This is a genomic window from Brevibacterium sp. SIMBA_078, from assembly GCF_046534565.1.
Taxonomy (GTDB): Bacteria; Actinomycetota; Actinomycetes; order Actinomycetales; family Brevibacteriaceae; genus Brevibacterium.
Window position 1 is genome coordinate 367,568 of record NZ_JAWRYQ010000001.1, and the last position, 24,213, is coordinate 391,780.

The following is a 24,213-nucleotide window of genomic DNA, read 5'->3' on the forward strand; positions in this document are numbered from 1 at the left end:
TGCCCCAATCCTATCGTGCGTTCAGCAAATCCCGTGAGTCGAGGAATCGCCCCGTCCCGGACGCGGCTTCGGTCGCCACCCGACGGCTCGACCGGGGTGTGCATCTGCCCGCTCGGGAGGAATTCGCACCGGTCTGCTCAGCCCGCATTCGTGTAGGACGTCTTGTGCACTGTGAAGAACTCGCGTGCCGCCCGAGCCTGTTCCCGGGGACCATAGCTCGACCCTTTCCGTCCGCCGAAGGACACGTGATAGTCCACTCCTGCCGTCGGGGCATTGACCATGACCATTCCGGCATCGGCGTAACGCTTGAAGTGGGTCGAATATTTCAGGGAGGTCGTGAAGATGCCCGCGGACAGTCCGAACTCGGTGTCGTTGGCCACGGCCAGCGCTTCGTCGTAGTCGGCGACCTCGATCACCGAGGCGACCGGACCGAAGACCTCTTCGACGTTGATCGTGTCGCCCGGCTTCGTGCCCGTGACGAGCGCGGGAGCGAGGAAATACCCGTCCGTGTCCGAGTCGATGAGCTCACCGCCGGTGACCTCCCCGCCTTCGGCTCGGGCCTTGGCGATGTAATCGAGGTCCTGGTCGAGCTGGGTCTTGGAGACCACGGGTCCGATGGCGACGCCTTCGGCGCGGGCGTCTCCGACGGTCAGGGACGCCATCTTCTCCTTGAGCAGGCCGACGAATTCGTCGTGGACATCGGAAGTGACGATGAGGCGGGAGGACGCGGTGCAGCGCTGGCCGGTGGAGAAGAAGGCTCCGTTGATCGCGGCCTCGGCGGCCGCCTCGAGATCGGCGTCGCCGAGCACGACGAGCGGGTTCTTCCCGCCCATCTCGCACTGCACGCTGATCTGGTGTGCCGCGGCCGATGCGATGACGGATCGTCCGACGGCGACGGATCCGGTGAAGGTCACGGCGTCGACCTTCGCCGAGGTGGTCAGTGCGTCCCCGACCACGGAACCCGGCCCCATGACGAGGTTGAGGACCCCATCGGGCAGTCCCGCCTCGGCGAGGATATCGACCAGTGCGTACGCACTGGCGGGGACGAGTTCGGCCGGTTTGAACACGATCGTATTGCCGAAGGCCAGGGCCGGGGCGATCTTCCAGGCCGGGATGGCGATGGGAAAGTTCCACGGGGTGATGATGCCGATGACGCCGATGGGCTCGTGCGTCATCTCGGCGATGAGCCCGGGGCGGACCGAGTCGACGACCTCACCGGTGTTGCGGATGGTCTCGCCGGCGAAGAACTTGAAGATCTGGGAGGCGCGCAGCACCTCGCCCTTGGCTTCGGCGAGCTGTTTGCCCTCTTCCCGGGCGAGCAGATCGCCGAGTTCGTCGGCGCGTTCGGCGATGAGGCTGCCGGCCTTGTCGAGGATTGCGAATCGCTGCTGTGTGCCGAGGTCCGCCCAGGCGGGGGCGGCAGCGCGCGCGGCATCGATCGCCGAGGCGACCGTGGCGGCATCCGCGCGGGCAAAGCGGCCGATCACATCGGAAGGATCGGACGGGTTCGTATTCGTCGACCGGTCCTCACTGGGCACCCGTGCGCCGCCGATGAGGTTGTCGAAGACGGCGTCGGGCCCGTACTGGGTACTGCCTGCTGGGGGTGTCATGGGTGCTCCTTTGCATCGACTGCGCCCGGTTGCGGTGCGCATGTAGTGACCATTGTGCTGGGTGGCCGGCACCGTGTTCCGATTCATTCTGCAACACGGAAAGCCAGTGCCCTGGGGCTGAGCCTCAGGGGTAGAGACGGACGACCTCCCAGGCCGAGGAGTCGTCGAGGTCAGCTGCTTCGTGGCTGCCGTCGGCACGGCGGAAGACCCACCGGTCGTGGAACCGGTTCTGCTGGCCCTGCCAGAATTCGATCTCGAAGACGCGCACGCGGAATCCGCCCCAATGGTCGGGCCGCGGCACGTCCTGGCCCTCGAGCTCGGCCGTCGCGGCATCGTATTCGGCCTGCATCTGCTCGCGGCTGGTCACCGGCTGGGACTGCTTGGACACGGTCGCCCCGATCTGCGATCCACGGGGGCGCACGGCGAAGTACGCGTCCGAGTCCTCGGGGGCGGCCACCTCGGCGAGGCCGCGGATGCGGACCTGTCGTTCCATGTCCTGCCAGGGAAAGTTCACGGCGATGCGGGGGTCGGCCTGCAGCTGCCGGCCCTTCGCGGAGTCGTAGTCGGTGAAGAACAGGAGTCCGCGTTCGTCGAGGCCTTTGAGCAGGACGATGCGCGAGCTCGGGCCCCACTCGTCGAGCGTCGAGACCGTCATCGCATTCGGTTCGCGGACATGGTCGGCCGCCTCGTCGTACCACTGGCGCAGCAGATCCAGGGGTGCGGCGTCCGGGTGTTCGAAGACGGCTGAGTCATAGGACTTCCGGGTCTGCGGGAGACGATCGACGGGCTCACTCATGCCTTCACTCTACGACGCGGCACGGATACGAGTCAGCCGGGTCCCGCCTCGGCGGGGCGGTCGAGACTGGGAATGTCGAGACGGCACGTCCGTCACATGACGGACCGGTCCCGGGCGCCGGGCGGGCCCGCCGTAGAATGTCGAACGTGACTGCGACGAATATTGAGATCCCGAAGAACCTCCTGCCCGCCGACGGACGCTTCGGGTCCGGCCCGGCCCGCATCCGCCCCGCCCAGATCGGGGCGCTGACCTCGGCCGCGACCGAGGTGCTCGGCACCAGCCACCGCCAGGCGCCGGTGAAGAACCTCGTCGGCCGCATCCGCTCCGGACTGGCCGAGCTGTTCAGCCTGCCCGAGGGCTACGAAGTGGTGCTCGGCAACGGCGGGTCCACCGTGTTCTGGGACGTCGCGGCATTCGGCCTCGTCCGCGAACGGGCCGCCCACGCGACCTTCGGCGAGTTCGGTCAGAAGTTCGCAAAGGCCACCGGCACCGCCCCACACCTGAAGTCCTCCCTCATCCTGAACGCCGAGCCGGGCACGTCCGCGGTCCCGTCGCCCGAAGCCCTGGCTGCCGCCGGTCTCGTGGACTCCCCCGCCGAGGCGGCCACCGGCGAGAACGCCGCCGACGTCTTCGCCTGGCCCCACAACGAGACCTCGACCGGCGTCGCCACCCGAATCGCACGTCCGACCGGGATCGCCGAAGATGCTCTCGTCGTCATCGACGCCACCTCCGGAGCGGGCGGGCTGGCCGTCGACATCGCCGAGACCGACGTCTACTACTTCGCCCCGCAGAAGAACATGGGCTCCGACGGCGGACTCTGGGTGGCGATCATGTCGCCGCGCGCGATCGCCCGCGCGCAGGAGATCAAAGACTCCGGACGCTGGATCCCGACCTCGCTCGACCTGGTCACCGCGATCGAGAACTCGGCCAAGGACCAGACCTACAACACACCGGCGGTGGTGACCCTGCTGCTGCTCGCCGAGCAGATCGAGTGGATCAACGGCAACGGCGGACTGTCCTGGGCGGCCGAACGGACCGCTGAGTCCTCCGGACTCGTCTACGACTGGGCGGATTCCGCTGAGGCGGCCCACCCCTATGTGGTCGACCCGGCCGACCGCTCATCGGTCGTGGCCACCATCGACTTCGATGAGTCGGTCGACGCGGCGGCCGTGGCCAAGGTGCTGCGAGCCAATGGCGTCGTCGACGTCGAGCCCTACCGCAAGCTGGGCCGCAATCAGCTGCGCATCGCGACCTTCGTCTCCGTCGACCCCGACGATGTGCGGGCACTGCTTGACTGCATCGACTTCGTCATCGACGCCCTCAAATAACGAGCAGCGCGCCGTCCGCGCAACTCCTCCACGTAATGCCAGAACGCCCCGTTGCAACGGGGCGTTCTGATGTTTACGGGATGTTCCGGCGCTTATGGTGCGGGATGCCGCCAGCGGGACGGAGGACCTCCACTCCGAAAAGATCGTGCTGCGGGGCGTAGGCTCGTGACTGATCGGCGGCAACCGCCGTTGTGAAGGATCTGCCCGGGGAGGCGCACCGTGACCAGCACCGCGACCGAAGCACGAGCACGCACCGTCGACAGCTGTGCCCGCGTCGGCGTCATCGGCAGCGGCATCGCCGGGGCCAGCACCGCTTTCGCCCTCGCTTACCGCGGCGTCGACGTCACCATCGTCGACGATGCCACGGCCGGGCAGGCTACAGCGGCCAGCGCAGGCATCATCGCACCGTGGGTGTCGACGAGCACGGGCGCCTACTACGAGACGTACGCAGCCGGCGGAAACTTCTATCCGGAGTTTCTCAAACGGTTGACTGCGCTGGGCATCCCGGACCTCGGCTACCGCCGATCCGGTGCCCTCGTCGTCAACAATGACCCGGACACTCTCGCCGAGGCGGCTGCGACTATCCGTGAGCGTGTGGCGGCCGCCAGATCCGTCGCTGGCGAGATCCATGACATCGATGCGGCGGAGCTGGCCGAGCTCTTCCCTCCGATCGCTCCGAACATGACTGGACTCCTCATCACCGGAGGCGGACGTGTCGACGGGCGGGTTCTGCGAGATGCGATCCTCACCGGGGCCCGGCAGTATGGCGCCAAGTTCGTCGCTGACTCCGCGCAGGTCATCACCGCATCGGGCAGGGGAACTTCGAGCAGGGGAACATGGTCGGTTCGCACCACCTCGGCGATGGACGACTTCGACGCGCTCGTCATCGCAGGTGGGGCACGGAGTGCTGATCTCCTCGACCGACTCGGTCACCAGGTGGGGATCACTCTTCAGCGTGGCCAGCTGCTCCATCTGGGGCTGCGCGGGGTCAACACATCGCCGTGGCCGACGATTCACCCGCTCGACCACCACTACATTACCCCGTTCGACGGAGGCCGCATCGTCGCGGGAGCCACCAGGGAGGACGGCGTCGGCTTCGACGTCCGCGCAACGGCCGCCGGCACGAAACAGGTCCTCGACGACGCGCTGCGGATCGCCCCCGGCCTCGCCGAGGCGACTGTCCTCGAGGCCCGGATCGGCGTACGCCCCATGTCGACGCGGGAGGGGGCGCTGCCCTACGCGGGAGCGGTCCCGGGCGCGGACGGACTGTGGCTGGCTTCGGGGTTCGGAGCCGGTGGACTTACGATGGGTCCGCTCATCGGCGACGGGCTGGCCAGGCTGATACTCGGCGAAGAGGCAACGGAGATCGCCCACCTGGCGCTGTGAGCTGCGGTCTGACACTGAGCGTTGCGGTTCGGCGCTGTGATCCGCGGGCTGGCTCAATGACTTGAGGACTGTCTCCGCGGCCGCAGATGCTTGTCGGGTGGGTTTCGCGGTTTGCTAGCCTGAGGTTATGACTGCGGCGCTGCCCCGAGCCTTCCGCTGGTTCTGGGCGGGCGAAACCGTCTCTGGTTTCGGCAGCTGGATCACCATGATCGCCCTGCAGGTCATCGTCGTCGACCATCTGCACGCGGGTACTGTCGGTTTGGGCTGGCTGAACGCCTCCCGGTGGTTGCCCTACCTGCTGTTCGGTCTCGTGCTCGGGGCACTGATAGACCGGGTGCGACGCAGACCAGTCATGATCGGAACCGACCTGGTGCGAGCAATTCTGCTGTGTGCAATCCCCGCTCTGTGGTTCGCCGATCTGCTCGATCTTGGCGTGCTCGTCCTACTCGTCGCGCTTCTGGGAACGGCGACACTGGTCAACGACAGCGCTTCGCAGGCGTTTCTGCCCCGCCTCGTCACCCGGAGCAGCCTGCAGCCCGCCCACGCCCGAATCGACGGCACCAACGCGGCAGCAGAGACCGCCGGACCCGCACTCGGCGGTGCGCTTCTCGCCGTCATCTCCGCTCCTCTGGCCGTTCTCGTCAATGTCTCGACCTTTCTGTTCTCCGCGATCGTCGTCGCACTGTTCCGCGTCGAAGAACCCAGGCTACCGCCGCAGTCGCCGCCACCGCCGAAACGGCGGCTCGGACACGAAATCGCAGCCGGCCTGAAGTGGGTGTATACGACTCGAACGCTGAGGGACCTCGCTGTGTGGACACACATCTGGTTCGCCGGGCAGGCGGTTCTGGCATCGGTCACTGCCGTGTACTTCCTCAGCGACGTCGGGCTCAACACCGTCGCTTTCGGCATCGTCATGGGAGGAAGCGGACTCGGCGGCATCGCCGGAGCGCTGAGCTCAGGGACGGTAGGGCGTCGCGTGGGATCCGGGCGGACCGTGATCCTCGCCCACGTGGGCTCGGCCATCGGAGTGCTGGTTCTCATCTCGGCCGAACTCGCCGCGGACGGCGAGGCGGGGAACGGCCGGTCCACAGTCGCCTCGGCGATCATCCTGTTCACCGGGATGTTCCTGCACGGTTTCGGGATCGGGCTGAGCAACTCACATGAGATGGCCTACCGACAGTCGATCACTCCTGACCGTTTCCAGGCGCGGACGAACACGACGATGCGTTCGATCAACCGCGCCGTCATCGTCATAGTCTCGCCGCTGGCCGGATTCCTCGCAGCTGCCACCGGCACCGATTTCGCCTTGGTCCTCGCAGCCGCGATCTTCGCTCTCACAGCAATCGGACTGTGGTTTTCGCCATTTAGGGCTGCGCGACTCGACCGCGACTGAGAATCGCATACCTGGCGGAACAGGTTCGCGCCGCTTCACCGGTCCGCCTCAGGCATCCCACACCCTTAGCCGCAGAACACCCCGTTGCAACGCGGTGTTCTGCCGCTGTCGGTGAGGGGTCCCGACCTTACCCGCGGTGAAGCCACTCTGAGTGCGGTGTGACAGTAACGGTGCGGGATGCCATCCGCCGGCCCGGGGCTGACCGTGACCGGCCCTTACCCGAAGAAGTGGATGAGCACGCCGATGCCGAAGGTGATGGCGGCGAGCATGGCGAGGATGAACTCGATGGCAGCGCCGAGGCCGATCGCCTTGATCGATTCCCAGCTGGAGTTCCACGCCGTCTTCCCGTCCTTGAGGCGGGCATACTCGGCGAGGTAGAGGCCGGCGACGAAGCCGATCGGCAGGCCGAGAACCGGAATGACGAAGAAGCCGATGACGGCGAGCACCCCGCCCAGCAGCACCGAGGAGTTCGGCACCTGCATGGACTTGAGTTTGCGGCCGGTGAGCACGAGCGAGGCGCTCATCCCGGCCGCGACGAACACGGCGACGATAGCGAAGATGATCCACGCGCTCGGTCCGCCGATGATGATCGCCCAGATGAGCACCGCAATGGCGATGAGGATCGACCCGGGCAGCACCGGCACGATGATGCCCAGGCAGCCGACGAGGATCGCCAGGCCGACGAGCACCGAGGTGATGATGTCAGTTGTCACAGTCCGTCCGTTTCCATCGCTCGACCCTCGAATCCCTCGCCGAGGCGGTCGATCGAAATTCTATGACACGAACCTCCGGGCCCGCCGAGTGCCGAATCCCGCTCGAACCCGTCAGTGTCCGCTGCCGCCGGGCGGCCGGCCCTGATAGCTCATGTGCAGCCGGATCCGGGACTTCGGGTCCCGGTGGAGGCGCAGGTCCTTGGCCGTGATCATCCACAGCAGCCCCACGGCGAAGGCGATGATCCCCGAGGCGGCTCCGACGACGAGTGCCATCCGCGGCCCGAAGGCATCGGCGACCCAGCCGGCCAGCGGTGCCCCGATCGGGGTGCCGCCCATGACGACGGCTGCGTAGATGGCCATGACTCGGCCGCGGTAGTTCGGCGCGGTCGTCGTCTGCACATAGGCGTTGGCCGAGGTCATCATCGTCAGCGATGCGAAGCCGACGAACATCAGCGAGGCGGCGAAGAGATAGTAGTTGGGCATCAGCGATGCCACGCCGACGGCGATACCGAATCCGCCGGCGGCGCCGAAGATGAAGCGCAGGCGGGGCTTCTCCCGCCTGGCCGAGGCGAGCGCCCCGGTCACGGACCCGATGGCCATGACGGAGTTGAGCAGACCGAAGCCGCTGGCGTCCTTGCCGAACTCGATCTTCGCCATCGTCGCCGTGTAGATGTTGAAGTTGAATCCGAAGGTCGCGACGACGAACAGCACGACGAGCACGACCGTGATGTCCGGACGTCTGCGCAGATATTTCAGTCCGCCGAGGACTCCGCCCTTGCCGCGTCGACCGGAAGGATGCAGCTTCGACTTGTCGAGCCGGAGGAGCACGGTGAGCGTCGCTGCGAAGCCGAGTCCGCTGATGAGGAAGACGGGACCGGGTCCGATGACGGCGGTGAGCACACCGGCCACGGCGGGTCCGATCATGCGGGCGCCGTTGAAGGACGCCGAGTTGAGGCTGACGGCGTTCGGCAACAGCTTCTCACCGACGAGTTCGGAGACGAAGGCCTGCCTGGCCGGATTGTCCAGGGTCGTGAGCATCCCGAGCGTGAACGCAAGCACGTAGACGTGCCAGAGGACGATGACGTCGGTGATGGTGAGGACGAAGAGGACGAGTCCGATGAATCCCAGCAGCGCCTGAGTGACCATGAGCAGACGCCGTTTGTCGAACTGGTCGACGAGGTTTCCCGCGAACGGGAACATGATCAGCTGCGGACCCAGCTGCAGAGCCATGGTCAGGCCCAACGCCGAAGCGTTGTTGTCCGTGAGCATGGTCAGGACGATCCAGTCCTGCGCCGTGCGCTGCATCCATGTCCCGGTGTTGGAGATCAGGGCACCGGCGAACCAGTGCCGGTAGTTCGGCTCCGACAGTGACCGGAACATCTGGGACATCGAGAGGTTCAGCCCTCCTGGAACTCGAGCTCGCCGGAGTAGTCGTCGACGACGGCTTCAGCGGGCTCGTTGTTCGGCCGTCTCACATCGGTCTCCGAATGCGCACCGCACCCGGATTCGAGTCCGACCACGCGACCGTCGAACGGCGACCACGCATTGGCGCAGACCCCGAACTTCTGACGCAGCGATCCGGCGATCGGCATGAGGTAGCCGCAGCTGCCGCAGTGTCCGGCCGCGCGAGAGGCGAACTCGCTGTCGGGTCCGGCATCGGATTCCGACCACCGGCTCGCGGCCGCGCTCAGCCCGTCGGAGGAGAGCACGCGTTCACGACCGAGACCGAATTCGAAGTTCTGGATCTGGTCGACGTTGTCCGCCGCATTGTCCTCGGTCTGCTGGAAGCCCGGCTGCAGGTTCGGATCCCGGTCGAGCTTCGGCAGGGTATCCCGCGGGCCCATATCGCCGGGTTCGAGACGTTCCTCCCACGGCACCCATTCGGGGGCGACGAGAGCATCGGGACCGGGCAGCAGCGCGGTTTCGCAGACCGTGACCTTCTTCGCGCGCGGGGCACGGGCGAGCACGGCCACCCACCGCCAACCGCGGTAGGTCGGGTCGGTGCACACGAAGTAGTGGGTGACCAGGCGGGTCGCCTCGGCCACCGTGCCCAGGTGTTCGCCGACGACGGCGGTGCCGGCCACCTCGGTGATGGCGGTGCGGGCGATATCGATCGCCGCGGCCAGCTGGGTGTCGAGGACGACCTTCTCCGTGCCCGATCGCGCACGACCGGTCTTCGATGCCTTCGCCGAGGCGGCCGTGCCGGAATCCTCAGCGACCGCACTTGCAGCGGCGGTCGTTTCACCCGCGGCGGCGGGCGCGTCAACGCCCGGGGTTGCCTCGGTGGTCTGTTCGGCGTCGCTCTCGGCGGGCGCGGCGGTCTGCCGGGCCAGCCAATCACTGAACAGTGATGACATCAGGACTCCAAATCGTCGGCAATCGCCCGCAGCAGGCTGGCGACCTTGTTCCCATGGGTGGGGTCCGGATAACGGCCGTGCTGCAGTCCGTTGTTGAGGTCATCCAATACTTTGATGACATCTTCAACCATAACTGCCATGTCCACGGCCGGACGTCGGCGGGCCTTGGCAACCTTGGCCGGAGTGTTCAGGGGGCGGGCCTTGAGCACCTGCGCTCCGCGGCGGGAATCGACGACATCGTATTCGAGTCGGGTGCCCTTGGTGACTTCGAGTCCTTCGGGCAGCACGGAGGAATGGAGGAAGGCCTGTGAGCCGTCCTCGGCGATGACGAAGCCGAAGCCCTTGTCGGCATCGAACCATTTCACGCGTCCGGTGGGCATGATGTCCTTTCTGTCTGTTCGTACCCGCTGATGCGGGCTGATCGCACGGTGCCCGCTGGTGCGGGCCGTGTGTCGGTCGGCTGTGGAGTTGGATTCCGCAGCCGGGAAGCTGGTCAGATCATGTGATCGCTGTGCTCGTGCGCCCTCATCACCGACGGTCAGACTAGGCCGGGCGCATCGCATCGGCGTTGTGTCCCCTGACTCTCACCGATCCGTGAAGGTCACGTGCACGGTGGCGGCGAGCGCCTTATCGGCGGCGGGAGATCACGGGTGCGTACACGACTGGGTGGTCGACCGCCTCGGCGAGGTGGGGATCCGCACCCTTCGATCACACTGTGCGGGTGGGGCTCATGCCCGCACCCGGACCTGCGGGGCGAGGCATGAGTGATGGTTTCAGCGGTGGCCCACCCCGGTCTGTCTGCGTCGGAGGGCGGCTCGGATCATGGCCACGCAGGCGAGGATGACGGCGATGGGCACGAGGATCATGGGCAGGAAGGTCAGCAGCGGACTGGGCGTGAGTCCCATCCAGGCCTGGCCGAGGACGCCGATGAGGCCGAGCGCCCCGATGGCTGCGGCGGCAACCGCGGCGACGACGATGGTCGTGTCGACTCGAGTGGCTGACAATGCGCGTCCTTCCGTCCGATCTCTGATCCTTCTCTGCGCCTCCATTGTACCCCTCGCGATAGACTGATCTGCGATGTCAATGACCTTCAGCCAGTGGCTGTCCCACAGTGCAGATGCCGACTTCGAGTCCTTCGTCCGGACCCGTCGCGACCTCCTCCAACCCGAGTCCCCGACGATGGCGGCGCTGGCCGCGGCCGCGTCCTCGCGCATCGGGGTCTCCCGTGGCATCGAAGCCCTCGACGCGCAGTCGCTCGAGGTCTTCATCGCCTTGGCCAAGGCGGCCCGGACGACGCCGGAGATCAAGATCACGGGCAATGCGCATATCGATCCCGCCCTCGCCGAGGCGGCCCTGCCCCGACTGCGCGACCTCGGCCTGGCATGGCCGGCCGGTGGGGACGGGATCTGGCGGATCCAGTCCGAGGCCATCACCCTGCTGCCCACCTCGGCGGCCGAATCCGCCCGAGCCTATCCCTGGCAGATCGACCCCTCATCGATCGATTCGAGCACGGCCGCGATCGGTCAGCCTCTCATCCACAACAGCGAACAGGCCGCCGTGGCCGAGGTCATCTCATCCCTGCGCGGCCTCGTCGACGAGCTCGCCGCCTCCCCGATCTCCCGGCTGACCAGCGGCGGCATCTCGAAACGGGACGTCTCCCGACTCGCCCGCACCCTCGAACTGAGTCTCGAGCAGACGATCACCCTGCTGCAGGCGGCGAAATCGCTGCACCTCATCGGAGTCCTCGACGATGCGCTCGATCCGCAGTGGACGGCCGCCGACGATGCCGATTCCGCCCTCGCCGGTGATCGCGCCGAACTGTGGGCGGCGCTGGTCGGGGCGTGGCTGCGCGATCTGCTCGACGTCACGCAGCTGGCGGCGGGGGCGAGCGAGAACGAACGCCTCACCGTGCTCGCAGCTCCGAAGAAGTCCCTGTTCAAGGGCTATGGGCTGTCGGTGCCGGCGATGCCGCTGCTGCGCTTCGCCGTGCTCTCTGTCCTCCATGACATCGGTCTGGGTTCGGCACGGTCGGCCGAGTGGATCCACGCCGAGGCGCTGCGTCGGCATCCGCTGCTGCCGGCACACGAGTTCGCGATGACCGAGGCCGTTCTCCATACCTGTGTGAGTTTCGGGCTGGCGACGACTCCGCTGCAGGAGCCGGATCATTTCGGTCCGAGCCGGTTCGGACTCCGTCTGGCCGCCGGACTGGATCGGGCGATGGCCGAGCATGCCAAGCAGGACCCCTCGATCCTGCCGTTGGGTGTGTCCGTCGACGCCCTGACAGTGCCCGGCGATGTCATCGCAACGGTCACCGAGGGGCTCGGGGCCGAGGTCGACACGGTGCTCATCCAGTCCGATCTCACCGCGGTGGCCACCGGCCCGATCGAGCCGCGGGTCCACCATATTCTGCGCAAATATGCCGTCGTCGAAGCACGCGGCCAGGGCACCGTCTATCGCATCGACGGCGAGACCATCGAAGACACCATGCAGTCCGGGATCACCCCGGAGGAGGCCTTGGCCGAGCTCGCGGGCATCACTGCCGAAGAGCTGCCGTCGACCTTGGAATTCCTCGTGCAGAACACGGCCTCGAAGCTGCGCCGAGTGCGGGTGGCAGGGGCCCGGGCGGTACTCATCGTCGACGATCCGGTCGACCTCGATGTCATCCTCTCCGATCAGGCCATGATGTCGGCCGGTCTCGAACGTCTGGCTCCGACCGTGGCGATCGCTCAGCTGGGCCCGGAGCGGACGATGCACCTGCTCGAGGCCGGGGATCATCATGCTCTGCTGCATTCGGCGGCCCGGCCGGTGCGCAAACGTCGGGTGCTCACCGAATCGGAACCCGAGGTCAGCGTGAGGCGACGTCCGCGGGTCAGCGACGGCCACCTCGGCGAATATGTTCGGATCCTGCGGTCGGCACCGACGGCGGCCGCACAGGTGAGCACGGACGAGCCCTTGGGACATATGGATCGGCTGCGGGAAGCGGCGGAGGCGAAGCAACGCGTGCTCATTCGGATCGCGGATTCCCACGGCAAGGAGCGGACGATCGAGATGCTGCCAGCCACCCTCAACGCCGGCCGCGTCCGCGGAGTGGTGACGACCACCGGCGCCGAGGCCTCCCTGTCCGTCGCCCGCATCGTCTCCGTCGACCCCTCCCCCTAATTGCTACCTGACGGCGTCCCAGCTACCTGGCGCGAGGTTGCTGGGCCCCCGTCGGGTAGCTTAGAGCGGGAACAATCGGGGTGATGGACGTGTTGTGTCCTCTGGTGTCATCACACTTCGGGAAGGGAAGTATTGAATGAATGGTCCGTTGATCGTGCAGTCCGATCGGACTGTGCTGCTGGAATCGGGACATCCCCTGGCCGTTGAGGCGGCCGTGGCGATCGCCCCGTTCGCGCAGCTGTCGCGGACCCCGGAGTACATCCACACCTATGAGATCACTCCGCTGGGGCTGTGGAACGCTCGCGCCAGCGGCCATGATGCCGAATCCGTCGTCGACGTGCTCCTCGAATTCGCGAAGTACCCCGTCCCGCATGAGCTCCTCGTCGACATCGTCGACATCATGGACCGATTCGGTGTGCTCACCCTCATCGACCATCCGATCCACGGTCTGACCCTGACCTCGACGGAGACGGGACTGCTCGATGAGCTCGTCGGCCAGCCCGACCTCGTCGGCAAATTCGGCAAACGCATCGACGCCGAATCCGTCCTCGTCCACCCCTCCGAGCGCGGCGAACTCAAACACGCCCTGCTGCAGCTGGGCCACCCGGTCTCCGACCACGCCGGCTACGTCGACGGCGAAGCCCACGAGATCTCCCTGTCCGATGATGCCCACGGCGGTCAGTGGCATCTGCGCGACTACCAGAAGCAGGCGATCGACCAGTCGTTGTCCGGTGAGTCCGGGGTCGTGGTTCTGCCGTGCGGTGCGGGGAAGACGGTCGTCGGTGTGGCCACCATGTCTCGGGTGCAGACGACGACGCTCATCCTCGTGACCAACTCGGTCTCGGCCAAGCAGTGGAAGGACGAGATCCTGCGCCGCACCACCCTGACCGAGGACGAGGTCGGCGAATATTCGGGATCGACGAAGGAGATCCGTCCGATCACCATCGCCACCTACCAGGTGCTCACCACCCGGCGGAAGGGCTCGTACCTCCACCTCGAGCTCCTCGACGCCAAGGACTGGGGCCTGGTCATCTATGACGAGGTGCACCTGCTGCCGGCACCGATCTTCCGACTGACCGCAAGCCTGCAAGCTCGCCGTCGCCTCGGCTTGACCGCAACGCTGGTGCGTGAGGACGGACGCGAGGACGAGGTGTTCTCCCTCATCGGGCCCAAGCAGTACGAGGTGCCGTGGAAGGAACTCGAACGGCTCGGCTATATCGCTTCGGCGGCCTGCCATGAAGTCCGCGTCCGCCTCGACGGCGGAACCCGAACCGCGTATGCCCGCGCCGACGGTGAGGACCGGTACCGGTTGGCGGCGACATCGGATGCGAAGCTGCCGATCGTCTCCGAGCTCGTCGCCGATCATCCGGATGCGCAGATCCTCGTCATCGGTCAGTACCTCGACCAGCTCGAGGAGATCGGAGCCGAACTCGGTGCGCCCGTGCTCACAGGGCAGACCCCTGAATCGGTGCGCCAGGAGCTCTTCCGCGAGTTCCGGTCCGGGGAGATTCCGGTGCTCGTCGTCTCGAAGGTCGCGAACTTCTCCGTGGATCTGCCGGCCGCCTCGGTGGCGATCCAGGTCTCCGGAGCCTTCGGATCCCGGCAGGAGGAGGCTCAGCGCCTCGGACGGATCCTGCGTCCGAAGGAAGACAAGGGTTCGGCCACGTTCTACACGGTCGTCGCCGCCGACACCGTCGATGAGCACTTCGCCGCCCAGCGCCGTCGCTTCCTCACCGAGCAGGGCTACAGCTACAGCATCGAAGTCCGCTGACACTCCCCTCAATTGCTACCTGACGGGGGCCCAGCAACCTGGCGCCAGGTTGCCGGGCCGCCCTCAGGTAGTAATTAGGTAGTGATGAGGGAGGGTTCGGACTTGGCGACGACCTCGCGGCGGGCGACGCGGCGGGCCAGGCGGGACTCGCCCCACTTGATGAAGCCGACGCCGCCGAGGATGAACACGCCGCCGAAGAGCTGGATCGGGGCGGGCATCTCGAAGAGCACCAGCCAGGCGACGATGACCGAGAACGGGACCTCGACGAGGTTGACGAACGATCCGACCGTCGCCCCGACATAGCGCAGACCGAGGATCCCGGTGATGTAGGCGCCGACCGTGAAGACGACGATCATCGCCATCGGCACGACCCACGACATCGACACCCCGCCGAAGTCGACGTCCGCCGTCACCGCGTTCCACGGCATGATGCCGGCGAGCACGATGGCCGACATCGCCAGCGCCCCGATCCCCATGCCCAGACCGGTCAGCGCGACCGGTGGGATCGTGATCGTGTCCTTCGCAGAGACGAGGAAGTAGCTGGCCAGGCAGACCGCGGCAGCCATGGCCATGACCACGCCGAAGATGCTGATCGACGATCCGCGCAGGTTGAGCACGAGCAGGAGCCCGATCATGGAGACGACGACCCCGATGAATGTCACGGTCGCCGGCCGGGTCCGCGTCCGTGCCCAGATCCAGAAGACGATGAGCATCGGCGCGGTCATCTCCAGCAGCAGCGCCACGGCCACGGTGAGGTGTTCGACGGCGACGAAGTAGAACCCTTGGACACCGGCCATCGAGACCAGGCCGTAGGTGACGACGGTGCGCCAGTGCGTGAGCACTTCGCCCCAGCGTCCGCGCAGGGCGATAAGGGTGGGGATGAGCAGCAGGACCGCGGAGCCAGCCAAGCGGATGAGCACCACCGCGCCCGGCGTCCACCCGATCGCGTACATCGTCTTCGCGATCGGCCCCGACACCGCGAAGAAGAACGCGGAGGCAAGAGTGAGCAGGAACCCTGCGATGACGGTGCGATTCATTCCTGACCTCCTGATGTGGTGAAACGTTGAGTGGCGTACGAGGACAGACGTCCCCGAGGTGGTGGTGCGGTGTCGAGTTGACAGCGCGACGCTGAGTGGATGGTGCGGTGCCGGATCATCCCCTCGACGAGGCGGCCCGACGATTGCCGGTTCCCCTCGCCGAGGCGCTCCGATGGCTGCCGATTTCAGTATCGGCCCTGAAATTGAAATGGGTCAAGTGCATTTTGGTCCTTACGTCCTGTGGCAGAATGTGATTTACCATGGCTTTCATCTACGACATTCGCGCGAACCTCACGATGCTCGTCGACCTCCTCAACACCTCCGGCGACATCACGGGCGGCGGCGATGAGCTGACGACAACCGCGAAACTCCGCGAATTCGCGGCCCGGCACGACTTCTCAGGACCTCTGACCGCCACCAAGAGCGACGTCGACGAGACCCTGGAGCTGCGCCGCAGATTCGCCGCAGCTTTGGATGCGAGCATCGACGCCGAGACGGATGACGAGGTCGAAGCAGGGGCGGTCGCGGTCGTCGATGAGATCAATCTCACACTGAGCGACTCGGGGTCCGTGCCGCAATTGGTCAAACACGACCACTGGGACTGGCACCTGCACGCGACCGGTGCTCAAGCCAGCCTGGCCGACCGAGTGGCCGCCGATGTCGCTCTGGTCCTCATCGATCTCATCCGCTCCGGCGATCTCGACCGGCTCGGGCGCTGCGCCGCCGAGGACTGCCGCGCCTACCTCGCCGACTTCAGCCGCAATCGCTCGAAGCGCTTCTGCGATACCGGCAGCTGCGCCACCCGCACGCATGTCGCGGCCTTCCGTGCCCGCCACCACGACGCCGACTCCCACCACTGACCCGAGGAGCCGCCCATGTCACTTCAGCCCTTGCACATCACCGCCGGACGCAAGCTCGCCGCCGGTCTTGCCGGCATCATCACCATGTCGGCCACGCTGACGTCGGGCTTCGCCATTGCGGTGCTGTCGTTCCTTCCCGCGGGCCCCGGAGGACTGCTGAGCGAAAAAGTCGTCTTCAGCGCCCTCGCCGTCATCGTGGCCCTCGTCTCTGCCGCCATCAGCTTCCTGCTCGTGCTCGCAGCCCTCGGCCGCTTCCGCACCGGCGGCAGCCTGTCCCGATTCTTTCGGTATCAATTGGCAGCGCTCGGAGCCGGCGGCGGGCTCGGCCTCGGCTTCGCTCCAGCCATGACGGACGCGGCTCCGATCTGGTGGGTGGTTGCGATCGCCGCCGGTCTCGGACTCATCGCCGTCTCACTGCTCACATTCCGCAGGGCCCGCTATCCGATCCTCGACCGCCCGCCTCACCCCAATGTCGCCCTCGCAGAGGGAAGAGTCATCGACTACTCGGCACAGGCCCAGTCGAGGGGCCCGACCCTGACCGTGGTTCACTTCGTCGACGACAAGGGCCGGGACCGCTGGGCGCGCCATCTCGTCCAGCAGGACCCATCGATGCCCGGAACACGCGGCCAGGTAGTCTACGACCGCGTTCGCCCTGAAAGAGTTCAACGCTTCGCCGTCACTCAGCAGCTCATCGACCTCCGTCCACGGCGCGAGATCCGGGAGAATCCGACATCTCGGTCTGACACCGTCTTCCCAATGCCTCCTGGTCCGCGCCCACCGCACCCGCCGCGCCCGCACTGAGCCGAACACCCATACTCAGCTGAACGCGCCTTAGCACACCCGCCTCGGCGATCATTTCTGAACGCAAACTGGCCGCGACCACATTTTTCACTGAAATCACGCTTTCGTTCCTGAGAACGAATACCCGATCCAGGACCCAAAAGGACTTTCCTGAGAGTTTTTCAGTGATGCATGTCACATTCGCATTCAGCTGACCTCCAGCCCACTCCCAGAAATGGGACTCAGACTGGAGCCATGACTACAGCACAGAACGACACCGACATCGAAGCCACCCTGCTCGTTGTCGATGATGAGCCCAATATCCGCGAACTCCTGTCCACCAGTCTCCGCTTCGCCGGTTTCGACGTCGTCTCTGCCGCAAACGGCGCCGAGGCGCTGCGCCTGGCCGAGCAGACCGAGGTCGACCTCCTCGTCCTCGACGTCATGCTCCCGGACATGGACGGCTTCACCGTCACCCGCCGTCTGCGCCAGATCGGGATGAACGCCCCCGTCGTGTTCCTCACCGCCCGTGACGACACCTCGGACAAGATCACCGGCCTGACCGTCGGCGGTGACGACTATGTGACGAAGCCCTTCAGCCTCGAAGAGGTCGTCGCCCGCATCCGCGCCGTCCTCCGCCGCACCCGCAACCTCGAGGACGAGGAGAACGCCGTCATCGTGGCGGGCGACCTCGAACTCGATGACGACACCCATGAGGTCCGCCGCTCCGGCATCCTCATCGACCTCTCCCCCACCGAGTTCAAGCTGCTGCGCTACCTCATGCTGAATACGAACCGCGTGCTGTCGAAGTCGCAGATCCTCGACCACGTGTGGGAATACGACTTCGGCGGAGACACCGGAATCGTGGAGTCCTATATCTCCTACCTGCGCCGCAAGATCGACGTCACCCCGGAGACGGATGCCGCCGGCCACCCCGTCGAGATGGAGTGGACACCGATGATCCAGACCAAGCGCGGGGTCGGCTACATGCTGCGCACACCGGAATCCAAGTAGTCGTCCATGCAAGGACGATAGATTACATACGTGGCAATAGAATCCCGTCCCTCCCGTCCCGGCTTCTGGGAAGAATGGTCTCTGACCACCAAGCTGCTGGCCATCATGATGCTGCTCATGCTGCTCGTCCTCACGGGGACGAGCGCTTGGGTGTTGGAGAACCTGCGCGACAGCCTCGTCCAGCGCACCGATGAACGACTCATCAGCGCCTCCGAGACCCTGGCGAAGCAGGCCTACCAAGATGTGTTCCAGAAGGCCGAACTCCAGTCCGGGGACGACGACGCCGAGGATGCGCCGTCGTCGACGACGATCGATTCGAATTCTTGGGATCAGCTCAAGAGCCTCCTGCCGGGTGGATTCTATGTGCAGTTCTACAACACGGACGGGGATCCGATCCGCGACCCCGTCGCCCCGGAGCCGCAGAACCATCCGATCCTGCCGAAGATCAATGAGAAGGAAGTCTATTCCCGCGGCGGCGAGCCCTTCACTGTCGCCGGAACGAGCTCGCAGTGGCGAGCGCGAGCGATGAAGGTGAAGAACACCGACGTGCTCGTGTCCATCGCGGTGCCTTTCGACCGCGAGGTCGACAACATCAACGAGCGGGCCCGGAACACGATGATCGGCATCGGCCTGTTGGCCCTGGCGATGGTCGCCGGAGTCGGCTATTGGGCGATCAACAACACGTTCCGGCCGCTGCGCGATATCGAGAAGACCGCCTCCCGCATCGCCGCCGGCGACCTGTCCCAACGTGTGCCCAGCTATCCGCGCAACACCGAGCTCGGGCGGCTGTCGGCGGCGCTGAATACGATGCTCGGACGCATCGAGGACTCGTTCGACGGGCAGACCCGCTCGGAGAAGCGCATCCGCCAGTTCGTCTCCGACGCCTCGCACGAGCTGCGCACGCCTCTGGTCACGATCCGCGGGTATGCGGAGCTGTACCGTCAGGGTGCGATCACGAAGTCCGAGGACGTGGCCAATGCGATGGAGCGGATGGAGTCCGAGGCCAAGCGCATGGGCGTCCTCGTCGACGATCTCGTCGTCCTGGCCAGGCTCGACGAGCAGCGTGCCGCCGAGATCGGTCCGGTCGATCTGCACACGGTCGTCCGCGATGCCGCCGCCGATGCCGCGGCACAGGCCCCGGACCGCGATATCAGCTTCATCGGACTCGACGGTGAGGATGCCCAACCCGTGCCGATGATCCGCGGATCCGAATCGAAGATCCGCCAGGTCATCGTCAACCTTGCCGGCAACGCCGTGCGACACACCCCCGATCACGCGGCGATCGAATTCGCCGTCGGCGTCGTCGGTCTCCCCGAGTCCGTCGACCCCGATTCCGCTGACACCGGCGAGATCCGTGAGGGCGGCGCCCGCGGTCAGAACGGTCGCAATGGTGCGAAGAACGGGGCGAAGGACAAACCCCGTGAACGCGGGTTCGTCACCGGCGGGGTCCGCATCTTCCGCCGAGGCGACTCTGCCGGACACGACCAAGCCGACACCCAGCCGAACCCCCGAACCGCCGCTCAGTCCCCGGCCAAGCCCGACCGTCAGGTCGGGTCCGAGAGTCCCGCCCCGAATGCGGAGCAGGGAGAGGGGCAGCACAACGGGCAGCTCAGGACACCGTCCGGATCGCAGTCGGCGCAGCCCTCCGGTTCTCAGAATTCCGGACCGCAGAATGGTGCAGCGGCCGATTCCCGGACTGCGGCGCAGTCCGCATCATCAGCCGAGTCCCAATCCGGGCCTCAGTCCAAGGCTCCCGAGCCGGCGAACATCGTCCCCGATGTCACGGCGGCCGGATCGATCACGGTCGATGAGTCACTGCGAGGATTCCCCAACGGCAGGGTCCGCTTCGAGGTCAGGGACCACGGCGAGGGAATCGACCCCGAGGTGGTTCCGCGCATCTTCGAGCGCTTCTACCGCCTTGACGTGTCCCGGACCAGGGACACCGGCGGATCCGGACTCGGGCTGTCGATCGTCAAGGCGATCGTGGAGAACCACCATGGTGCGATCTCCGTCCACGAAACTCCGGGCGGCGGTGCGACGTTCCGCATCGACCTGCCCATCTCCGACAACGGCGATACCACTGCGGACACGCGAAAGGATGAGCGATGAACGAGAACACCGACCCTCAGAATCCGGATGAGGTGTCCCGCAGCTCCCGATCGGATGAACAGACACCGCGTCCGTCGCGGAATCAGGGCAGCGGTTCCGCCGCCGGGGGACGTCGCAGCCCATCGGCCGGTGGCTACCGCGGGTCCGGAGCCGAGGTTCCGCGCACCTTCCCGTCCCAGCCCAACGGCCCTGCACGCGTCAGTCCACCGGTCGCACCGCCCGAGCGACGCCCCGACGTTCCGTCGACTCAGGCGCAGAACCCTGTGGACGGATCCCCTCACCGAGGCGGCTCCCCCTCCCAGCAGTCGTCCCCCTACCACCCCGGTGGGCAGCAGGGCGGATATGCCGGCGAACGGCACGACGGACAGCCGGGCCAGCCGGGCAGCCAACGGCAGGGCGGTCAGCCGGGCTATCCAGGGCACCAGAGTGCCCAGGGCGATTTCGGCAATCAGCCGCAGCCGGATCGGCAGAACGTCCAGCCGAATCAGCCGCAGCGCCAGACCCCGTACGGTCAGCCCCAGCAGAATGGGCCGCAGTCGTATCAGGGCCAGAACAACGCCGGACAGAACAGCACCGGCTCGACTGCTGTCGGAACCGGAGCCGCAGCAGGAGCTGGCTCTGCGGCAGGAGCCGGAGCAGCGGCTGCCGGCGCTGGGTCCTATCACGCCGGGGCGAACTCTCAGCAGACAGGTTCCGCCGGCTACCCGGGCGCTCCCGGCAACCCGAACGATCCCCAGAACCCGCAAGGTCCCGGGTACCCGAACGCTCCGGGCCAACAGCCTGGTTCTGGTCAGCAGGTCGCTCCGAACCAGCACAACGCTCCCGGCCAGCCCACCGGCTCCAACGCCTATTCGGCCGCACATGGCTCGGGCCCCTATTCCTCGGAATTCTCAGCCGTCGGTTCCCAGCCCGGGCCCGGTGGACCGGGAGATCCCAACGGACCCGGTGGTCCGGTCGGGCCGGACGGGTTCGGTCCGTACGGAGCTCAGCAGCCGCCTCGGCGAGAGAAGAAGGGACCCGGCTGGGGTGCGACGATCGCGATCGGCCTGGTGGCCGCGCTCCTCGGTGGGGCTCTCGCGTTCGGAGGGAACTATGCGCTCTCGGCGCTGCAGCAGGACGAACCGCGCAAGGTCGCCGAGGAGACGATCGAGACCCCCGATTGGACGCAGGTCGCAGAGAAGACCTCGGACAGTGTGATGTCGATCCAGGTCGGCACTCGGGGCCAGGTCCAGGGGCTCGGCTCGGGTGCGCTGTACGACGATCAGGGCCACGTCATCACGAACAACCACGTCGTCGCACCGGCGGACACCCCCGACGGCGAGATCGCCGTGACCATGAAGAACGGCGAGACGACGGAGGCGAAGATCGTCGGCCGCGATCCCTCGACCGATATCGCCGTCATCAAGCTCGAACAGGTGCCCGACGGGGTGAAACCTCTGGTCATCGGCGATTCGAAGAAGCTGACCGTGGGCGATCCCGTGATGGCCCTGGGCAATCCGCTCGGTCTGGCCAACACCGTGACCACCGGCATCGTCTCCGCGCTCGACCGTCCGGTGTCGACGGAGAACATCGGCGAGGATGCCTCCTCGCAGGAGAAGGAGATGACGATCACGAACGCCATCCAGACCGATGCGGCGATCAACCCCGGCAACTCGGGCGGACCGCTGGTCAATGGTGATGGCCAGTTCATCGGGGTGAACTCGGCGGCCGCATCGCTGAGCCAGGGCGAGGGAGGTCAGTCCGGATCGATCGGCATCGGATTCGCGATCCCCGCGAACCAGGCCGTGATGATCGCCGACCAGCTCATCTCCTCCGGCAAGGCCCAGCACCCGTTCCTCGGCATCACTCTCACCGACGGGCACATCAACAGCGGTGGGATCAGCCGAGGCAGCGCCAAGGTGCAGTCCGTGGCAAGCGGATCCCCCGCGGCCAAGGCCGGAATCAAGGACGGAGACGACATCGTCGAGGTGGCCGGAACCAAGGTGAACAACGCCATCGCATTGCGCGCCCTCGTCCGCGCCCAGCCGGTGAACACTCCGGTCGAGGTCACCGTGGTCCGCGGCGGGAAGGAACAGAAGCTCGACGTCACGCTCGTGCTGCAGTAGGCAAGTCGCCGAGGCGGTTCGCTGGCTCAGCGGTCAGCCGCCCGATCGTCCACCACTCAAGCGTCCGCTCTTGGGGATCCGGACCTGACTCAGCCACCTGGAGGGTGTGGACAGCAGAACGCTGTCCACACCCTCGGTTTCTGCTCTTCCCCTCCTCTGTCGCGTCAGCCGACACTGATGTCGTCTCGCCCGACCGCGGCGGAACGTCTCTGACCAAGAGGAGTGATGATGAGTTTCGAAGTTGACGCCGAACGCGTCCAATCCGCTGCCACAGCCGCCGCGAACACCTCCCGCAATCTCGTGTCCGAATCCGACACGATGATGCGCAATCTGCTCGCCCTCCAGGAATGCTGGCGCGGCAGTGCGGCCCAGAATTTCCAAGCCGTGGTCAACCAATGGGAGCGTGCGCAGAAGCAGCTCATGGAATCGCTCAACTCCGTCCACGGAGCACTCCACACGGCGGCCCGGCAGTACTCCGAAGTCGAGGCGGCGAACTCGCGCCTCTTCGCCCCCTGATCCGATCGGATTCGATCGCCGGGACCTCTGCCGCTCATCCCCGAGATACCGCGGCCGGGATCTGTTCGTTCTTATAGTCGGCGTCTGGCAAACTATCAGCCTTTCTCAGTAGACTTGAGAGCGATAGTTCGCGGCGGTGTTGGCCAAGAATCTCCGGACCGGAGTGGATCGGGTTGGCAGCGTCGGGTCAAACCAATGCAGGAGTCGACTACGGATGAGTATCTTCCAACGGATCGCGACGATCTTCGGTGCCAAGGCCAACAAAGCTCTGGACAAGGCCGAAAACCCCAACGAAACCCTTGATTATTCGTACCAGAAGCAGCTGGAGCTGCTGCAGAAGGTCCGTCGTGGTGTTGCCGATGTCGCCACCAGCCGCAAGCGCCTCGAGCTGCAGATCAACCAGCTCGAACAGCAGCAGAACAAGCTCTCCGGTCAGGCCGAGAAGGCCATGCAGATCGGTCGCGAAGACCTCGCTCGCGAGGCCCTGACCCGCAAGTCCGGGCTGACCCAGCAGATCACCGACCTGCAGACCCAGCACGAAGGACTCCAGGGTGAGGAGCAGAAGCTCACTCTTGCCTCGCAGCGCCTGCAGGCCAAGGTCGACGCCTTCCGCACGAAGAAGGAGACGCTGAAGGCCACGTACAACGCTGCCGACGCACAGACCAAGATCGGCGAGGCGTTCTCGGGCATCTCGGAAGAGCTCGGTGACGTCGGGCTCGCCGTCCAGCGCGCCGAAGACAAAACCGCATCGCTGCAGGCGCGGGCCGGTGCCGTCGATGAGCTCCTCGCTTCAGGTGCCCTCGACGACGTCACGGGAACCCAGAAGGACGATATCACCGCCCAGCTCGACTCCCTCTCCAGCGAGAACGACGTCGAGATGGAACTCCAGCGGATGCGTGAGTCCCTGCCTGCCGGGTCCGAGAAGCAGGACCAGAAGTCGCTCGAAGGTGAGGATCAGCAATGATCATCCGCATCATGGGCGAAGGCCAGTTCGACGTCAAGAACGTCGACCAGGATCTGCTCCAGAAGTACGACAACCAGGTCGAAGATGCCGTCAACGCCGGCAACGAGGAAGCCGCCCGCACCGCGCTGAGTGCCCTCCACGACTACGTCACGGCAAACGGGCAGCCCGTCGCCGATGACTACCTCGGATCCTCCGATGTCGTCATCCCCTTCGTCGACGCCACCTTGGCCGAGATCGCCGAACTGCTCACCGGCGAGGGCTTCATCCCGGACCCGGCCTGAAACCACAGAGCACCGAAATGCACCCGGCCCATTG

General features: G+C 66.2%; 21 protein-coding genes. 13 read left to right on the forward strand and 8 right to left on the reverse strand.

Translation table 11 applies throughout. The features are described from left to right. Positions 1–137: 137 nt before the first annotated feature. Positions 138–1,610 (reverse strand): aldehyde dehydrogenase family protein, encoded by a 1,473-nt coding sequence (locus SB749_RS01670; RefSeq protein WP_410708711.1) that lies wholly within the window; start codon positions 1,608–1,610, stop codon positions 138–140. A 124-nt stretch (positions 1,611–1,734) separates the two neighbouring features. After that, the gene (pdxH, locus tag SB749_RS01675) at positions 1,735–2,406 is read right to left on the reverse strand and encodes a pyridoxamine 5'-phosphate oxidase (RefSeq protein ID WP_410708712.1); all 672 of its coding nucleotides are present in this window, start codon (positions 2,404–2,406) and stop codon (positions 1,735–1,737) included. Between the two features lie 146 nt (positions 2,407–2,552). Between pdxH and serC the strand changes: the two genes are divergently transcribed. The 3 genes from serC (at position 2,553) to SB749_RS01690 (ending at position 6,513) form a co-directional block, all read left to right on the forward strand. Beyond that, the gene (serC, locus tag SB749_RS01680) at positions 2,553–3,734 is read left to right on the forward strand and encodes a phosphoserine transaminase (RefSeq protein WP_410708713.1); all 1,182 of its coding nucleotides are present in this window, start codon (positions 2,553–2,555) and stop codon (positions 3,732–3,734) included. A gap of 219 nt (positions 3,735–3,953) precedes the next feature. After that, positions 3,954–5,120 carry an NAD(P)/FAD-dependent oxidoreductase gene (locus tag SB749_RS01685; protein ID WP_410708714.1) on the forward strand — a complete coding sequence of 389 codons (1,167 nt, stop codon included), beginning with the start codon at positions 3,954–3,956 and terminating at the stop codon, positions 5,118–5,120. 127 nt (positions 5,121–5,247) lie between these two features. Next, positions 5,248–6,513 carry an MFS transporter gene (locus SB749_RS01690; protein WP_410708715.1) on the forward strand — a complete coding sequence of 422 codons (1,266 nt, stop codon included), beginning with the start codon at positions 5,248–5,250 and terminating at the stop codon, positions 6,511–6,513. A gap of 215 nt (positions 6,514–6,728) precedes the next feature. On the opposite strand, the gene SB749_RS01695 is transcribed toward SB749_RS01690, so the two are convergent. The 5 genes from SB749_RS01695 to SB749_RS01715 all read right to left on the reverse strand — a co-directional run bounded on the left by SB749_RS01695 (position 6,729) and on the right by SB749_RS01715 (position 10,587). After that, positions 6,729–7,226, reverse strand: coding sequence for a DUF456 domain-containing protein (locus SB749_RS01695; protein WP_410708716.1), 498 nt, complete (start codon positions 7,224–7,226; stop codon positions 6,729–6,731). Between the two features lie 111 nt (positions 7,227–7,337). Then, positions 7,338–8,615, reverse strand: coding sequence for an MFS transporter (locus SB749_RS01700; RefSeq protein WP_410708718.1), 1,278 nt, complete (start codon positions 8,613–8,615; stop codon positions 7,338–7,340). Between the two features lie 8 nt (positions 8,616–8,623). Further along, entirely contained in the window at positions 8,624–9,583 is a 960-nt protein-coding gene (locus SB749_RS01705) for a DUF3027 domain-containing protein (RefSeq protein WP_410708720.1), read from the reverse strand. Then, positions 9,583–9,963 carry a cold-shock protein gene (locus SB749_RS01710; protein WP_167199047.1) on the reverse strand — a complete coding sequence of 127 codons (381 nt, stop codon included), beginning with the start codon at positions 9,961–9,963 and terminating at the stop codon, positions 9,583–9,585. Before SB749_RS01710 ends, SB749_RS01705 begins: the two co-directional genes overlap by 1 nt. A 393-nt stretch (positions 9,964–10,356) precedes the next feature. Then, positions 10,357–10,587, reverse strand: coding sequence for a hypothetical protein (locus SB749_RS01715; RefSeq protein ID WP_410708721.1), 231 nt, complete (start codon positions 10,585–10,587; stop codon positions 10,357–10,359). Between the two features lie 73 nt (positions 10,588–10,660). Here SB749_RS01715 and SB749_RS01720 point away from each other — a divergent pair, with 73 nt between their 5' ends. After that, a complete protein-coding gene (locus SB749_RS01720) occupies positions 10,661–12,742 on the forward strand; it encodes a helicase-associated domain-containing protein (RefSeq protein ID WP_410708722.1) in 2,082 nt (693 codons plus the stop codon). Positions 12,743–12,878: 136 nt separating this feature from the next. Then, on the forward strand, positions 12,879–14,513 hold the full coding sequence (locus tag SB749_RS01725) for a DNA repair helicase XPB (protein WP_137211323.1): 1,635 nt from the start codon (positions 12,879–12,881) through the stop codon (positions 14,511–14,513). Between the two features lie 74 nt (positions 14,514–14,587). Here SB749_RS01725 and SB749_RS01730 read toward each other — a convergent pair whose 3' ends face one another. Then, positions 14,588–15,550, reverse strand: a complete 963-nt coding sequence (locus SB749_RS01730; RefSeq protein WP_262778116.1) for an EamA family transporter — start codon at positions 15,548–15,550, stop codon at positions 14,588–14,590. A 260-nt stretch (positions 15,551–15,810) separates the two neighbouring features. Between SB749_RS01730 and SB749_RS01735 the strand changes: the two genes are divergently transcribed. From SB749_RS01735 to pspAA, 8 genes are all read left to right on the forward strand, one after another. Continuing rightward, a complete protein-coding gene (locus tag SB749_RS01735) occupies positions 15,811–16,410 on the forward strand; it encodes a CGNR zinc finger domain-containing protein (protein WP_410708723.1) in 600 nt (199 codons plus the stop codon). Positions 16,411–16,425: 15 nt separating this feature from the next. Further along, positions 16,426–17,211 carry a hypothetical protein gene (locus SB749_RS01740; RefSeq protein WP_410708724.1) on the forward strand — a complete coding sequence of 262 codons (786 nt, stop codon included), beginning with the start codon at positions 16,426–16,428 and terminating at the stop codon, positions 17,209–17,211. 234 nt (positions 17,212–17,445) lie between these two features. Further along, positions 17,446–18,204: a response regulator transcription factor gene (locus SB749_RS01745; RefSeq protein WP_101543636.1), complete on the forward strand. Its 759-nt coding sequence runs from the start codon at positions 17,446–17,448 to the stop codon at positions 18,202–18,204. A 30-nt stretch (positions 18,205–18,234) separates the two neighbouring features. After that, positions 18,235–20,313: a sensor histidine kinase gene (locus SB749_RS01750; RefSeq protein ID WP_410708725.1), complete on the forward strand. Its 2,079-nt coding sequence runs from the start codon at positions 18,235–18,237 to the stop codon at positions 20,311–20,313. After that, positions 20,310–22,418, forward strand: coding sequence for a trypsin-like peptidase domain-containing protein (locus tag SB749_RS01755; RefSeq protein ID WP_410708726.1), 2,109 nt, complete (start codon positions 20,310–20,312; stop codon positions 22,416–22,418). The genes SB749_RS01750 and SB749_RS01755 overlap by 4 nt, the downstream gene beginning before the upstream one ends. Before the next feature lie 228 nt (positions 22,419–22,646). After that, the gene (locus tag SB749_RS01760; RefSeq protein WP_035321190.1) at positions 22,647–22,934 is read left to right on the forward strand and encodes a WXG100 family type VII secretion target; all 288 of its coding nucleotides are present in this window, start codon (positions 22,647–22,649) and stop codon (positions 22,932–22,934) included. A gap of 214 nt (positions 22,935–23,148) precedes the next feature. After that, positions 23,149–23,898 (forward strand): PspA/IM30 family protein, encoded by a 750-nt coding sequence (locus SB749_RS01765; protein WP_039208503.1) that lies wholly within the window; start codon positions 23,149–23,151, stop codon positions 23,896–23,898. Further along, positions 23,895–24,179, forward strand: coding sequence for a PspA-associated protein PspAA (gene pspAA / locus SB749_RS01770; protein WP_139468159.1), 285 nt, complete (start codon positions 23,895–23,897; stop codon positions 24,177–24,179). Before SB749_RS01765 ends, pspAA begins: the two co-directional genes overlap by 4 nt. Positions 24,180–24,213 lie beyond the last annotated feature (34 nt).